14 protein-coding genes and 1 tRNA gene are annotated in these 13822 nt (G+C 66.6%); 8 read left to right on the plus strand and 7 right to left on the minus strand.

The features are described from left to right. The first annotated feature begins 114 nt into the window (after positions 1–114). Positions 115–957: a M48 family metallopeptidase gene (locus V7026_RS08815; RefSeq protein WP_443082333.1), complete on the plus strand. Its 843-nt coding sequence runs from the start codon at positions 115–117 to the stop codon at positions 955–957. A gap of 21 nt (positions 958–978) precedes the next feature. On the opposite strand, the gene V7026_RS08820 is transcribed toward V7026_RS08815, so the two are convergent. After that, positions 979–1617, minus strand: a complete 639-nt coding sequence (locus V7026_RS08820; protein ID WP_334155018.1) for an MBL fold metallo-hydrolase — start codon at positions 1615–1617, stop codon at positions 979–981. A 52-nt stretch (positions 1618–1669) separates the two neighbouring features. Further along, complete coding sequence (locus tag V7026_RS08825) at positions 1670–3616, minus strand: GspE/PulE family protein (RefSeq protein WP_334155019.1); 1947 nt, start codon at positions 3614–3616, stop codon at positions 1670–1672. A gap of 103 nt (positions 3617–3719) precedes the next feature. Between V7026_RS08825 and V7026_RS08830 the strand changes: the two genes are divergently transcribed. Further along, positions 3720–4499 (plus strand): SDR family oxidoreductase, encoded by a 780-nt coding sequence (locus V7026_RS08830; RefSeq protein WP_334155020.1) that lies wholly within the window; start codon positions 3720–3722, stop codon positions 4497–4499. Between the two features lie 10 nt (positions 4500–4509). Here the strand turns inward: V7026_RS08830 and V7026_RS08835 are convergent, their stop codons facing one another. Together V7026_RS08835 and V7026_RS08840 are read right to left on the minus strand one after the other, a co-directional pair. Further along, positions 4510–4896 carry a GGDEF domain-containing protein gene (locus V7026_RS08835; RefSeq protein WP_334155021.1) on the minus strand — a complete coding sequence of 129 codons (387 nt, stop codon included), beginning with the start codon at positions 4894–4896 and terminating at the stop codon, positions 4510–4512. A gap of 50 nt (positions 4897–4946) precedes the next feature. Further along, positions 4947–5423 (minus strand): Lrp/AsnC family transcriptional regulator, encoded by a 477-nt coding sequence (locus V7026_RS08840; RefSeq protein ID WP_334155022.1) that lies wholly within the window; start codon positions 5421–5423, stop codon positions 4947–4949. 152 nt (positions 5424–5575) lie between these two features. Between V7026_RS08840 and hppD the strand changes: the two genes are divergently transcribed. The 6 genes from hppD (at position 5576) to V7026_RS08870 (ending at position 12018) form a co-directional block, all read left to right on the plus strand. Next, positions 5576–6679: a 4-hydroxyphenylpyruvate dioxygenase gene (gene hppD / locus V7026_RS08845; protein ID WP_334155023.1), complete on the plus strand. Its 1104-nt coding sequence runs from the start codon at positions 5576–5578 to the stop codon at positions 6677–6679. Between the two features lie 21 nt (positions 6680–6700). Further along, complete coding sequence (locus V7026_RS08850) at positions 6701–7018, plus strand: 4a-hydroxytetrahydrobiopterin dehydratase (protein WP_334155024.1); 318 nt, start codon at positions 6701–6703, stop codon at positions 7016–7018. Next, positions 7002–7901 carry a phenylalanine 4-monooxygenase gene (phhA, locus tag V7026_RS08855; protein WP_334155025.1) on the plus strand — a complete coding sequence of 300 codons (900 nt, stop codon included), beginning with the start codon at positions 7002–7004 and terminating at the stop codon, positions 7899–7901. The genes V7026_RS08850 and phhA overlap by 17 nt, the downstream gene beginning before the upstream one ends. Positions 7902–8152: 251 nt before the next feature. Next, complete coding sequence (locus tag V7026_RS08860) at positions 8153–9448, plus strand: porin (protein ID WP_334155026.1); 1296 nt, start codon at positions 8153–8155, stop codon at positions 9446–9448. A 217-nt stretch (positions 9449–9665) separates the two neighbouring features. Then, a complete protein-coding gene (locus tag V7026_RS08865; protein WP_334155027.1) occupies positions 9666–10712 on the plus strand; it encodes a porin in 1047 nt (348 codons plus the stop codon). 298 nt (positions 10713–11010) lie between these two features. Continuing rightward, positions 11011–12018, plus strand: a complete 1008-nt coding sequence (locus V7026_RS08870) for a porin (RefSeq protein WP_334155028.1) — start codon at positions 11011–11013, stop codon at positions 12016–12018. A 118-nt stretch (positions 12019–12136) separates the two neighbouring features. On the opposite strand, the gene V7026_RS08875 is transcribed toward V7026_RS08870, so the two are convergent. The 3 genes from V7026_RS08875 to V7026_RS08885 form a co-directional block, all read right to left on the minus strand. Further along, a complete protein-coding gene (locus V7026_RS08875) occupies positions 12137–12925 on the minus strand; it encodes an exodeoxyribonuclease III (RefSeq protein WP_334155029.1) in 789 nt (262 codons plus the stop codon). A gap of 447 nt (positions 12926–13372) precedes the next feature. After that, positions 13373–13448: transfer RNA gene (locus tag V7026_RS08880), tRNA-Phe, on the minus strand. A 34-nt stretch (positions 13449–13482) separates the two neighbouring features. Next, on the minus strand, positions 13483–13822 hold a 340-nt coding region (locus V7026_RS08885; protein ID WP_334155030.1), incomplete at its 5' end, for a helix-turn-helix domain-containing protein.

Below are 13822 nucleotides of genomic sequence, written 5' to 3' on the forward strand. Positions count from 1 at the left end.
GGACGAATCGGCGGGGCGGGCAGGCGGCGCGGACATGGATGCGGGCGGGCGACGGGGTTACAAATGACACGATCGGTCACGACACAGGCCACCGATTGTGCCTATCATGCACCCATGTGCTGGATGTGCGATGCTCGAGCCGCCCTGTCGGGCCGACGGGGTTTTTTGCGCACGGCGACGGCGGCGGCCGGGGCGAGTGCGCTGGCGCCGGTGTGGGGCCAGGTGCAGGTGGGGCAGCCTTCCGCGCTGCGCTCGCTGGTGCCTGCCGCACAGTTGGAATCCGCAGCCGGCCAGCAATACGCCCAGCTGCTGGCGCAGGCGCGCGCCAAGGGCGCGCTGGCCCCGGACGACCACCCACAACTGCGCCGACTGCGCGCGATCGCCCAGCGGCTGGTGCCGCATGCGCTGCCGTGGAACGAGCGCGCGCGCCAGTGGCGCTGGGAGGTCAACCTGATCGGCAGCAAGCAGATCAACGCCTTTTGCATGCCGGGCGGCAAGATCGCCTTCTTCACCGGCATCCTCGACCAATTGCAGCTGAACGACGACGAGGCGGCGATGGTCATGGGGCACGAGATGGCGCACGCGCTGCGCGAGCACGCGCGCTCGCGCATCGCCAAGACGCAGGCCACCGGACTGGGCCTTTCGCTCGGCGCGCAGCTGCTCGGGCTGGGCGACCTCGGCCGGCTGGCGGCAGACTTGGGCACGCAGCTGCTGTCGCTCAAGTTCAGCCGCGAGGACGAGACCGAGGCCGACCTGGTCGGGCTGGAGCTGGCCGCGCGCGGTGCCTACCACCCGCGCGCCAGCGTCACGCTGTGGCAGAAGATGGCGCGCATGACCGGCGACAACGGCCTCGAATTTCTTTCCACCCACCCGAGTGGCCCCAGCCGCATCCGCGACCTGGAGGCCAACATCCCCAAGGTCGAGGCGCTGTACGAGCAGGCGCGCCGCGCGGGGTAGGGTGCGGGCCCTCGGTGCCGGTCACGTCCCGCCGACGAACGGGTTGTGGCGGCGCTCCTCGCCGAAGGTGCCTTCCGGCCCGTGGCCGGGGATGAAAACGGTGTCGTCGCCCATCGGCCACAGGCGCTGCGTGATGCTGTCGATCAGCTGCTGGTGGTTGCCGCCGGGAAAGTCGGTGCGGCCGATGCTGCCGACAAACAGCACATCCCCGACGAAGGCGCGCCAGATCTGCGGCGCGTGGAACACCACGTGGCCGGGCGTGTGGCCCGGGCAGTGGCGCACGTGCAGCCGCTCCTGCCCCACGGTGACCTCGTCGCCGTCGTCCAGCCAGCGCGTCGGCGCAAACGGCCTGGCCGGCGCAAAGCCGAACATGCGGCTCTGCTGCGGCAGGCCGTCGATCCAGAACTGGTCGCCGCGGTGCGGGCCGACGATCGGCAGGCCGAGCCGCTCGGCCAGCTCGCCGGCGCCGCCGGCGTGGTCGATGTGCGCGTGCGTGAGCCAGATCTGGCGCAGGTCCAGTCCCAGCCGCCGCACCTCCTCCAGCACGGCGTCGAGGTCGCCGCCCGGGTCGATCACCGCCGCCTCGCGCGTGGCGTCGCACCAAACGAGCGAGCAGTTTTGGGCGAACGGGGTGACCGGGATCGTGGCGTAGCGCAGCATGGCGGCCATTGTAGGCGGCGGCCGGGCGGGCGGGCCGATCCGGGGGAGCCGATCAAACATTGGTGGCGGCGATGACCTCCGCCAGGTCGGTCAGGCCGGCCAGCACCTTCTCGATGCCGTCCTGCCGTAGCGTGTGCATGCCCGCGGCCAGCGCGCTGGCGCGGATCTCGCCGGCGCAGGAGCGACGGCGGATGTGGTGGCGGATGGTGTCGTCGCTGAGCATCAGCTCGTAGATGCCGAGCCGCCCCTTGTAGCCGCGCCCCTCGCACGCCGGGCAGCCGCGTTTGACGTACGTGCGCAGGATGCGCCGCCCGCCCTCCTCGACGCCGTACTGCGTGCGCCAGCGCTCGATCTGCCCGGCCACGTCGAGCGCCTCGCCCGGCGCGGTGCACGATTCGAGGTGCTGCACCGCCAGCGCCTCCAGCTCGTCATCGGTGGCCGGCCGCGTCTGCACGCACTGCTTGCACAGCCGCCGCACCAGCCGCTGCGCCAGGATGCCCAGCAGCGAGTCGGAGAAGTTGAACGGATCGATGCCGATCTCCAGCAGCCGCGTGATGCTCTCCGGCGCGCTGTTGGTGTGCAGCGTCGACAGCACCAGGTGGCCGGTGAGGGAGGCCTCCACCGCGATGCGCGCGGTCTCCTCGTCGCGCATCTCGCCGATCATGATGACGTCCGGGTCGGCGCGCAGGAAGGTGCGCATCGCCGCGGCGAAGGTCCAGCCGATGCGCGGGTTCATCTGCACCTGGCGCAGCCCCGGCTGGGTGATCTCGATCGGGTCCTCGGCGGTCCAGATCTTGCGGTTTTCGGTGTTGATGTCGGCGATCAGCGAGTGCAGCGTGGTGGTCTTGCCGCTGCCGGTGGGGCCGCAGACCAGGATCAGCCCGTACGGCTTGAGCGCCATGCGCCGCAGCGCCGCCAGATCGCGCGGGGCCAGGCCGATGCTGTCGACCGGCATCGGCTTGGAGCCGGCCAGCAGCCGCAGCACCACGTCCTCCAGCCCGCCGGTGGTGGGCACGGTGACGACGCGCAGCTCGGTGCGCGGCCCGCCGAAGCGCGCGAAGTCGATCTTGCCGTCCTGCGGCTTACGGTGCTCCGAGATGTCCATCCCGGCCATGATCTTGATGCGCGCCACCAGCGCATAGCGAAAGCGCGACTCGATCTCCAGGTACTTGACCAGCTCGCCGTCGATGCGCAGCCGCACGCGCACCGGCTTCGGGGGCAGCTCGGTCTCGATATGGATGTCGGAGGCTTTCTGCGCGATGGCCTCCTCGATCAGGGTATTGATCAGGCGCACCAGCGTGTTGTCGGACTCGCTGACGACGTCGGCCTGCTGCTCGGCGCCAATGTCGCTGGCCTGCTGCAGGTCCAGCAGCAAATCCCGCGCGGCCTGGCGTTGCCGCCCGGAGGCCAATGAGCCGGCCCGCGGCGCTGGCGCGGGGGAGGCCGGCCGTTCGTAGGCGCGCGCAATCGCCGCGGGCAGCGTGCCCGCAGCCGCCAGCACGGGGACGATGCGCCGCTGCGTCATGAAGCGCAGCTCGTCCAACAACCGCTGGTCCAGCGGGTCCGCCATCAGCATGACGAGCACATCCCCCTCCAGCGCCAGCGGCACCACCGCCTCGCGCTGGGCCACGGTCTGCGGCACGAGCGCCACCGCCTCGGGGTCGAAGCGGTAGTGCGTGGGGTCCACCACCCGGTTGCCAAGCCAAGCCGCGATCACCTGGCGCAACTGGCTCTCGGTGATGACGCCGGAATCGACCAACTGCTCCCCCAACTGGCGGTTCAATCCCAGCCGGCGCTCGTCCATCTGCACCCGCAGCGCTTCGCGCAACTGCCGCTCGTCGATCAGGCCGGCCTGCACCAGCGCCTCGCCCACGTGCCGGGCGGTCAGCGCACGCCCCTCCGGCCGGCGCAGCAACTGCCACAGTTCGGCCGGTGTGCGGGGCTGCGGGGGGTGTGCGGCGGTGCCGGGCTGCGGGTCGAGGGCGGTGTCGTCGGCCATGGGGAGCGGGCGGTAACGCGGGCAAAGTCCGTGTCATTGTGCCCGGTTTGCCCCGGACGCGGGGCACCGTGCGGGCCCCTACGCCTTGCGAGACAATTGGCCGATGGACACACCCACCACCCCCTCGCGCATCGCCTTGGTCACCGGCGCCAGCAGCGGCATTGGGCGGGCCTGCGCCATCGCCTTGCTGCGCGAAGGCTGGACCGTCTGGCTGGTCGGCCGCCGCGCCGCGGCCTTGCAGGATGCCATCGCCCAGGCCGCCCTTGGTCACCCGGACGTAGCTGCCCGCGCGCACCCGGTCGCGGCCGACATTGGCGATCCCGCCGCGGTGGCGCGGACATTTGCCGCGGTGCGCGCCCGCCATGGGCGGCTGGATCTGCTGTTCAACAACGCGGGGGTGTTCACCCCCGCCGCCACGCCGGACGCCACGGCGCTGGAGCACTGGCACCAGTCGGTGCAGACCAACCTCAACGGCGCGTTTTACTGCCTGCGTGCGGCCTTCGCGCTGATGCGCGAGCAGTCCCCCCGCGGCGGGCGCATTATCAACAACGGCTCCATCTCGGCGCACACGCCGCGACCGGGCTCCGCCCCCTACACCGCCACCAAACACGCGATCACCGGCCTGACCAAGGCGGCGGCGCTGGATGGTCGGGCATTCGACATCGCAGTCGGTCAAATCGACATCGGCAACGTCGCCAGCGACATGACCGAGCGCATGGCCGCAGGTGTGCTGCAAGCCGATGGCAGCGTGCGCCCCGAGGCGCGCATGGACATGGACGCGGTGGTGCAGACCTTCATGGCCATGGTGCGCCTGCCGCTGGAGGCCAATGTGCTGTTCACCACCGTCATGGCCACCAAAATGCCCTTCGTTGGACGGGGGTGAGACCTCGCGCTCAGCGCTCGCCGAGGGCCGGAAACGGCGGCAGCGCGGGTGCACCAGAAGGCTCGGTGTCGGCGAACGCCGCCGGGTCGATGCCGTCCAGCGCGACTCGGTTGCGGCCGGCGTGCTTGGCGGCGTAGAGGGCGCGGTCGGCGCGCATCGGCAAAGCATCGGCGTCCTCGTCGGGCAGCGCCACCACTGCGCCGACGCTGACGGTGGCCACCGACGCAGTGCCGTCCGGCAGCTCGAACGGCCGCTCGGCCACCCCGGCGCACAGCCGCTCGGCGATCGTGCCGATCTGGCCGGGATCGGCACCGGGCAACATGGCGCCAAACTCCTCGCCACCCAGGCGGCCGCCTTCCCTGTGCCGGCGAACCCTCCCCCAGGCGCTACCAGCCACCGTAGCGTTTGTTGTAGCACAGCACGGCGTGGCAGGCTACCCCCTGACCATCAACCGTCGAGCGGCAGCGCGCTGGTGCATTTGATCTCGTCCAGACAGACGCTGGAACGCACGCCGTTGACGCCGGGCAGTTGCGCCAGCGTGCCGAGCAAAAAATCCGACAGCGCCTTCAGATCGCGCGCCACCACCTTGAGCACATAGTCGAAATCGCCCGTCACCGCATAGCACTCCTGCACCTGCGCCATGTCGCGCACCCGCTGGCGGAATTGCTCCACCTCGCGGATGTGGCCGCACTCCATCGTCACATGCACGAATGCGGTCACGCCCAGCCCCAGCCGCGGCGCGTCCAGCCGCGCCTCGTAGCGGCGCACATAGCCCTGCTCCTCCAGCCGGCGGTGGCGGCGGTTGCACTGCGCCGGGGACAGATGCACTGCTTCGGCCAAGGCCTGATTGGTGATGCGCCCGTCCTCCTGCAAACGGGCCAGGATGCGGCGGTCCACCGCATCGATGGAAGGGCTGGGCGTCATGGGGCTCTCCTGGAGCAGAACAGTGCGGGTTTTACCAGAAACCCACAACGATCTTGCGCCATTGAGGGTTTACCGGTGATCGAAACGCAAGCCCATTGCGTCGACACGGACATATGCTTCCGGCTTTCAATTTCAGTGCAGGAGTCGTGACCATGGCCGACCTCTTCGACAACCCCATGGGGCTGTGCGGATTCGAGTTCGTCGAGTTTGCCGCGCCCACCCCCAACGTGCTGGAGCCGCTGTTTCAGGCACTGGGCTTCACCCGCATCGCGCGCCACCGCTCCAAGGATGTGGAGCTGTGGCGCCAGGGGCAGATCAACTTCATCATCAACCGCGAGCCGCGCAGCCTGGCCGATTACTTTGCGCAGGAGCACGGGCCCAGCGCCTGCGGGCTGGCGTTCCGCGTGAAGGACGCCCACAAGGCCTACTACCGCGCGCTGGAGCTGGGCGCGCAACCCATCGACATCCCCACCGGCCCGATGGAGCTGCGCCTGCCGGCGATCAAAGGCATCGGCGGCGCGCCGCTGTACCTGATCGACCGCTACGAGGACGGCAAGAGCATCTACGACATCGACTTCGAGTTCCTGCCCGGCTTCGAGGACCCGGCCAGCCGCCACCCCGTGGGGCACGGCTTTCAGATCATCGACCACCTCACGCACAACGTCTACCGCGGGCGCATGGCCTACTGGGCGCAGTTTTACGAGCGCCTGTTCAACTTCCGCGAGATCCGCTACTTCGACATCCAAGGCGAGTACACGGGCCTCAAGAGCCGCGCCATGACTGCGCCGGACGGCCTTATCCGCATCCCGCTCAACGAGGAGGGGGGTTCCGGCGGCAACGGCCAGATCGAGGAGTTTTTGATGCAGTTCAACGGCGAGGGCATCCAGCACATCGCCCTGCTGACCGACGACCTGCTGGCCAGCGTGGACGCCCTGCAGATGGCCGGCGTGCCGCTGATGACCGCGCCCAACGACATTTATTACGAGATGCTGGAAGAGCGCCTGCCCGGCCATGGCGAGCCGGTGGCCGCGCTGCGGGCGCGCGGCATCCTGCTCGACGGCTCCACCGCGGACGGTGAAAAGCGCCTGCTGCTGCAGATCTTCAGCCAGCCGCTGCTCGGACCGGTGTTTTTCGAGTTCATCCAGCGCAAGAACGACGAGGGCTTTGGCGAGGGCAACTTCAAGGCCCTGTTCGAAAGCCTGGAGCGCGACCAGATCCGCCGCGGCACCCTCAAGGTGGAGACCGCCGCGGCCTGACCCCCCAGAAGGAAAGCCACCATGACCAAGCTCGAAGGACCCGCCCTGCAAGCCGCCCTGGCCCAGTTGCCCGCCTGGACGTTGGACGCCGAACGGCACGCCATCCGCCGGACGCTGCGCTTTGCGGACTTCAACGCGGCCTTCGGCTTCATGACACGCGCCGCCCTGGAGGCCGAGCGCCGCGACCACCATCCGGAGTGGTTCAACGTTTACAACCGGGTGGACATCCTGTTTTCCACGCACGATGCCGGGGGGCTGACCGAGCGCGACATCGCGTTTGCGCACTGGGTCGATGCCACCGCCCCGGCCATGGGGGCGATCGATGAGCGCAACCGCTGACACCGTCCTGCACGGCCTGGCCGCCGGCGAGTCCGGCCGCCCGGACAGCCCGGACTGGACCATCCCGCAAAACTGGTCCGCCTACACCCCGCAGGAACACGCCACCTGGGCCACGCTGTACCGACGCCAGATGGCGCTGCTGCCCGGCCGGGCGTGCGACGCCTTCGTCGACGGCATGCGCCGCCTGCCGATCGAGCCCGACCGCATCCCGGACTTCGAGCGCCTGTCCGAGGTGCTGATGCGCCACACCGGCTGGCAGGTGGTCGCCGTGCCGGGGCTGGTGCCGGACGACGTCTTTTTCGAGCACCTGGCCCACCGGCGCTTTCCCGCCGGGCAGTTCATCCGCCGCGCCGACCAGTTGGACTATCTGCAGGAGCCGGACATCTTCCACGACGTGTTTGGCCATGTGCCCATGCTGATGCACCCGGTCATGGCCGACTTCATCCAGGCCTACGGGCACGGCGGCCTGCGCGCGCAGCGCCTGGGCGCGCTGGACATGCTGGCCCGCGTCTACTGGTACACGGTGGAGTTTGGCCTGGTGCGCGAGGCCGGCGCGCTGCGCATCTACGGTGCGGGCATCGTCTCATCCGCGTCCGAGAGCCGCTTCTGCCTGGAGTCCCCCTCGCCCCACCGCCTGGGGTTCGATCTGGCGCGGGTGATGCGAACCCGCTACCGCATCGACGACTTCCAGCAAACCTACTTCGTGCTCGACCGCCTGGACGATCTGCTGCGCCTGGCCGAGATCGACTTCGCGCCGCTGTACGAACAGGTGGGCCGGCTGGACACCCTGCCGGCCGATGCCGTGCTGCCGCAGGATACGGTGATTACGCGGGGCGACGGGCGCTACCACCGACAGCGCGCGCTTGAGCTTCAGGATCGCTGATTCACAACTCTCGGGGCGCTCGCCGAGGCCGAGCCAGCAACAGCCACGCCAAAACCACGGACCGCGGAAAAGCCTTGGTAACCTGTGCGCCGCGCTGGCAACCAAGGGAAAACCTCTGTGGCGAAAATCACGAGTTTTTTCTAACGATCGTTCGCTTTCCTGGCGTGCTTGACTAGCATATTGGCTCGGCATGGTGCATCGACGATTCCGCCCCCATCGTTTTCGCGGACAACTTCATGGAGAACAGCGACATGACCAACGCCTCAATGGCTTCTCGGATTCGCCCCATCTCAGTAGCAGCGGGCCTGCTTGTCACCGCCAGCGCTTCGTTGGCTCAGGCGCAAGCGCCCAATGTCCAACTCTACGGCCTGGTCGACGTCGGTGTAACACGCGTCAGCGGTCTGGCCCAGGGTACGGTCACCCAGCTGTCCAGCGGCATCATGGAAGGCTCGCGCTGGGGCCTGCGTGGCACGGAGGACCTGGGCAACGGCTACAAAGCCATCTTCACCCTGGAGAGCCGCTTCGAAGCGGACACCGGCGGCTTGGGCAACCGGCCCGCCTCGGGCGGGCAACTGCCTGACCGCGTGCCGACGGCACAAAGACTTGGGCTGGTTGGCCCCCTGGCGCCAGCCGGCGCTGTGGTCAGCGGTGTCAACCAAGCCATTGGCGACCAATTGGGGGTCAACCTGGGCAACAATCAGTTCGACCGCCAGGCGTATGTCGGAATCATCACCCCGGTGGGAGCCATCATGGCTGGGCGCATGTATACGCCCGACTATGAAATCGCTGCCAAGTATGACGCGATGGAAACCCAGTCGGCGCTGGCTGCGGGGCAGTTGGCCGCCATTCCCGCAGGGTTTGACATCCGCGTCAACAACGCCCTGCAGTACCGCATTCGCGCCGCCGGCGTAGAGGCCAGCGTCATGTACGGCTTTGGCGAAACCGGCAACTCCAACTCGAACAACCGCTTCGTCGGCACCATGGCCAACTACACCACCGACAGCTTCTCGGTGGGCGTGGGCTACAACCAACGCAACAACGCCATCGGCCAAAAAGCGCTCACCACCACGTCGGTGGGCGGCTGGGCCAAGGTGGGGCCGGGCAAGCTCAGCGCCGTGTATTCGCGCCACAAAGACAACAACCCCGACCTGTATCTGCTGGCGGCGCAAGGTGTGGTGAGCAAACTGGGCAGCACACCGCTGGCCGGTCAGGTTCCCGGAATCCTTGCCGCCTACCGCACGGCGTTCGTGCAGAAGTTCGACCTGTTCAACATTGGCTATCGCATCACCGAAGGTCCGCACACCGTCACCGTGGCCTACACCACGCGCAACGACAAAACCGCGCCTGACAGCGACGCCCGCTCCTTCGGCGTGGCATACAGCTACGCGCTGTCCAAGCGCACCGACCTCAACGCCGTGGTGGTGCGCTTGGACAACAAGCGCAACGGCCAGGCGGCCCCTGGCGGCAACGGTTACCTGGGCGGCGTCACACGCGCGGCTGGCGTAGACAGCACCAGCATTGCGCTGGGTATCCGGCACCGTTTCTAAAGCCCGACGCTTGCAGTTTTCGGCGCAGCCTGGCGCGGCCAGCTGCGCCTTCTTACACCGTCGAGCGTCGCGACGGCCGCCACATCGCCCCCTTTCAAGAACCCAGACTGTTCTGTCGTTTTTTTGTCACAAAGTATTCGGGTTTACCCTGGTATCGGCATATACTAAATATGCGAGTCACCCTCGTATCAACAAAACCAACCACGAAAGGCTATCCATGAAGAAGTCACTCGTCTGCGCGGCCGCCTTGGCTGCAGTTGCTCCCGTTTTTGCACAATCTTCGGTCCAAGTCTATGGTGTCGCTGACGTCTGGGCAGGCTCCAAAACCGTCAAGGAAAACGGGACCAAGCTCTACCCCGAATCGCAAACGGGTTTGTTCGACGGCGGTGTCTCTGGCAGCCGGTTTGGCTTCAAGGGCACCGAAGATCTGGGCGGCGGCCTAAAGGCTGAATTCACGCTCGAGCAGGGCTTCGAGCTCGACAGGGGCAGCCAAGCTGAGCCGGATAAGGCCTTCAACCGCCAGGCCTGGATTGGCTTGGCCGGCGGCTTCGGTGCTGTCAAGCTTGGCCGCGCTTACACCGCGTTCGACGATGTCAGCGGCGCAGCATCTTCGGTGTTTGACTCTGCGCTGGCCCCCATCAACAACATCTTCGTCTCCACGTGGGCCTCCACACGCGTGGACAACACGATCCGTTACGAAACCCCCGCGTTCAACGGCTTCAGCGGCGCGGTGAGCTACTCGCTAGGCGAAGACAAAACCGCCACGACTAGCGCCACCAAGCTGTACGCGCTAAGCGCCAAGTACGAAAACGGGCCGCTGATGGTTGGCGCTGGTTACGCCAAGATGGACGTGGACGGCGAAGCGGACTTGAGCGTATTTGACTTGGGCACCGTCAAGGGAAGCCTCGACGCAACACGCCTGAACGTAGCGTACGACTTCGGGGTCGCCAAAGCCCTCGCCTCCTACGGCCGCGCGAAAGCCAAAGCCGCAGGCGACTCCCTTCGTTCGAACGAGTGGGAACTGGGCGTCGAAGTACCGCTTGCTGGCAACCTGGCGCTGTCAGCGGGTTACGGCCGTGTGACCCTCAAAGACAATGGCGTCAAGATTGGTAAGGGCAACAGCCTGGGCGCGGCCGTCGCCTACAGCCTGTCCAAGCGGACCTTGGTCTACGCTGGCTTCAACCAGACCAAGCGGGAAGATTCGCCCAAGACGACCGAGCTCAAGCAAAACATCTACGCCATCGGCGTGAAGCACACGTTCTGATCGTGCATCGGTGCGGCCGCTCGTCGCGCCTAGGCGGGGTAGTCTCGATTTCCTCACCGCCGCCGAGCCGGCAAGCGCGCCTCACCCCAAGCCATCGCGAGCAGCCGGCAGCCGCACCTGCCGGCTTTTTTGTTGTAACAACGCAACACGGCAGCCTCTCGTTCAGGGTGCAGCCTTGGCAAGCGTGCACGCCCTCTGGTCTAATAACGACAGGCCTAACGTCTTGAAGAAGGCAGAGGTCACGCTCAGAGGGCCGCATTTGGCGGCACTCAGCTTCAACCAAAGAGGAGTTGTCGTGATGAAAAAATCGCTGATTGCCTTGGCTATAGCCGCCCTGGGCGGGGCGGCGTACGCGCAATCGTCCGTTACCCTGTACGGCGTGGCCGATGTCTGGGTGGGCTCTGAAAAAGCTGGTGATCCACGCTCAGGTCCCGTAATCCGTAAAACCCAAATGGGCAGCGGCGGCTACAACGGTAGTCGCTTTGGTTTTCGCGGCACCGAAGATTTGGGCGGCGGCCTGAAGGCCGGCTTTGTTTTGGAGCAAGGCTTCAATATTGATAGTGGCGCCGCTGCAGCCACGGGCCTGCAATTTTCTCGGCAAGCCTATCTTGGCTTAGATGGTGGATTCGGCACCGTGCGCCTTGGACGCCAATACAGCGCCTACGATGAGTTGCGTGGAGCCACCAATAACGCGTATGATTCTGCTTTCGCTCCTACCGCGCGCACTTTTGCGGGTGGCGTTGATGACTACAAGAACCGAATCGATAACCAACTTTACTACGCCACGCCGGTAATGAATGGTTTCCGAGCAGCGATTGGCTATGGTTTTGGTGAGGATAAGACCCCCACAGCTTCTGCGAAAGATAACACCAGCCTGCATGTCCGCTACGCGCAAGGTCCGGTGCTCGTCGGTGTGGCGTATCAAAAACAAGAAGTCAGCAACACGGTTGATCGCACGTACACGTTGCTGGCCGGCTCTTATGACTTTGGCGTTGCGAAGCTGACTGCTGGCTTTAACCGCGCCAAGCAGGATCAGGCTGGCAAAGACAACGAATATCAATTCGGGGTTTCGGTGCCAGTGGCCGCCAATGCCCAAGTTGCTTTTGGTTACGCCAAGGCCAAGTATAAGAACTCGGCCGGTGTCAAAACGGGCGATGGCAGCGGGTTTGGTATCACCGCGTACTACGATCTGTCCAAGCGTACCCGTCTCTACGCTGGCTATCGCGATACCAAACGCGAAAACGCCGTTGGCGTCAAGACCGATGAAACCAAGCTGTTCGCAGTTGGCGTGCGCCACAACTTCTAAGGCGTAACACATGGTGGTGGGGTCGAAACCCACCACCCGTCTGCACAGATCCGACCGCCCTACCCGGGCGGTTTTTTATTCCTGTCAACAACCGACAGTGGCAGTCCAACAATGGCGCTTATATGGTCAGCGCGTAAACGACCGTCAACGGCGCATGGTCGCTGAAGCGCTGTGCCTTGTACACAAAGGCGCTGCGCGCCACCGCGGCCAGCGCCGGGGTGGCGAGCTGGTAGTCGATGCGCCAGCCCACATTTTTGGCCCGCGCCTGGCCACGCTGGCTCCACCAGGTGTAGCCCTCGCCTTCGGCGTGGGGGTACAGGCGGCGGTACACGTCCACCCAGCCGCTGGCCAGCAGCCGCGTCATCCAGGCCCGCTCTTCGGGCAAAAAACCGCTGTTTTTTTGGTTGCTGCGCCAGTTTTTCAGGTCTTTTTCGGTGTGGGCGATGTTGACATCGCCGCAAACCAAACACTCGCGCTCGGCCGCCAGGCGGGCGAGCTGCGGCGCGATTTCGTCCAGAAACCGAAACTTGGCCTGCTGGCGCTCGTCGCCCGAGGATCCGCTGGGAAAGTACACACTCACCACACTGAAGGCGCGCGCCGGCGTGTCGAAGCGCAGCTCCAGATACCGCCCCTCGTCGTCGAACTCCGGCACACCGATGCCGACGACGACGTCGCTGGGCTCGTGCCGGGTGTAGATGCCCACACCCGAGTAGCCTTTCTTGACGGCGCAGTGAAAATACCCTCGCAGACCCGCCAGGGTGTCGAAACGGCCGGCCATGTCGGGGGGCTGGGCTTTGAGCTCCTGCACGCACAGCAGGTCCGGCGCCGTGGCGGCGACCCAGTCCTCCAGCCCCTTGCTGGCGGCGGAGCGGATTCCGTTGAGGTTGAGGGTGGTGACGGTCAGCATGAGCGCGATGGTAGCGGGCGGGAGGCGCCCTTGTCCGCGGGCCCGGTGGGAGCGACGACGCCCGAGGGCGCGTGAGATGTCGGCGCACGAGGGCTGGCCGCCCCTCTGCCGGCTGTTTGCCGCAGCTGTGCCGGTGCTGCGCGCCAGCCTGTCGCCGCGCACGGTGGCGTTGCTGCCACACCTGGGCCGCGCGGTCCAGGCGGCCGTGACCGATCGGTCCCGCGTGCTGTGCCCGCATAGGCCCGCATAACGCGCTGCATCGGGCGCTCCGGCGAAGAAGTTGGCGCGGGCCTTGAGAGAACTGAGAGCGAAAGAGAGTCGAACCGGGCGACTTCAGGACGTCTGGCCGCCACGGCGTGGCACATGCACATCTGCGCCGAACCCCGCGTGGTGTCGCGGAACCCGGAAATGAAAACGCCCAACCGCAGAGGGTTGGGCGCTGAATGGTGGTGGCCTGGGGCGGAATCGAACCACCGACACAAGGATTTTCAGTCCTCTGCTCTACCAACTGAGCTACCGGGCCAGCAGAGCCCGCATTATAGCGGAAGATCGCGCCCTCACGCCCCGTTGCGCTTGGCGCGGGAAAGATCGACCCCCAACTGCTTGAGCTTGCGGTAGAGGTGGGTGCGCTCCAGCCCCGTTTTCTCGGCCACGCGGGTCATGGAGCCTTGCTCCTTGGCCAGGTGGAACTCGAAGTACGCCTTCTCGAACGCGTCGCGGGCCTCGCGCAAGGGGGCGTCGAGATCGAGTGTCTGCAAACCAGCGCCCGCCGCCGGCACGGCCACCGCGCCCGCTGGAGCACGGGCCACCGCCGTCCCCGGCGTGCCCTGCGCTGCTGCGGCCTGCCCATCTGCGGCCATGCCGGCGCCACCGGCAACACCACCCCCCCCCGACGGG

The sequence above is a fragment of the Tepidimonas sp. genome, from assembly GCF_036825565.1.
Classification (GTDB): domain Bacteria; phylum Pseudomonadota; class Gammaproteobacteria; order Burkholderiales; family Burkholderiaceae_C; genus Tepidimonas.

What these genes read in the sequence shown, in the direction of transcription:
- V7026_RS08815 (WP_443082333.1), top strand. Translation starts at nt 115, where the DNA reads ATGTGCTGGATGTGCGATGCTCGAGCCGCCCTGTCGGGCCGACGGGGT.
- V7026_RS08820 (WP_334155018.1), bottom strand. Translation starts at nt 1,617, where the DNA reads ATGCTGCGCTACGCCACGATCCCGGTCACCCCGTTCGCCCAAAACTGC.
- V7026_RS08825 (WP_334155019.1), bottom strand. Translation starts at nt 3,616, where the DNA reads ATGGCCGACGACACCGCCCTCGACCCGCAGCCCGGCACCGCCGCACAC.
- V7026_RS08830 (WP_334155020.1), top strand. Translation starts at nt 3,720, where the DNA reads ATGGACACACCCACCACCCCCTCGCGCATCGCCTTGGTCACCGGCGCC.
- V7026_RS08840 (WP_334155022.1), bottom strand. Translation starts at nt 5,423, where the DNA reads ATGACGCCCAGCCCTTCCATCGATGCGGTGGACCGCCGCATCCTGGCC.
- hppD (WP_334155023.1), top strand. Translation starts at nt 5,576, where the DNA reads ATGGCCGACCTCTTCGACAACCCCATGGGGCTGTGCGGATTCGAGTTC.
- V7026_RS08850 (WP_334155024.1), top strand. Translation starts at nt 6,701, where the DNA reads ATGACCAAGCTCGAAGGACCCGCCCTGCAAGCCGCCCTGGCCCAGTTG.
- phhA (WP_334155025.1), top strand. Translation starts at nt 7,002, where the DNA reads ATGAGCGCAACCGCTGACACCGTCCTGCACGGCCTGGCCGCCGGCGAG.
- V7026_RS08860 (WP_334155026.1), top strand. Translation starts at nt 8,153, where the DNA reads ATGACCAACGCCTCAATGGCTTCTCGGATTCGCCCCATCTCAGTAGCA.
- V7026_RS08865 (WP_334155027.1), top strand. Translation starts at nt 9,666, where the DNA reads ATGAAGAAGTCACTCGTCTGCGCGGCCGCCTTGGCTGCAGTTGCTCCC.
- V7026_RS08870 (WP_334155028.1), top strand. Translation starts at nt 11,011, where the DNA reads ATGAAAAAATCGCTGATTGCCTTGGCTATAGCCGCCCTGGGCGGGGCG.
- V7026_RS08875 (WP_334155029.1), bottom strand. Translation starts at nt 12,925, where the DNA reads ATGCTGACCGTCACCACCCTCAACCTCAACGGAATCCGCTCCGCCGCC.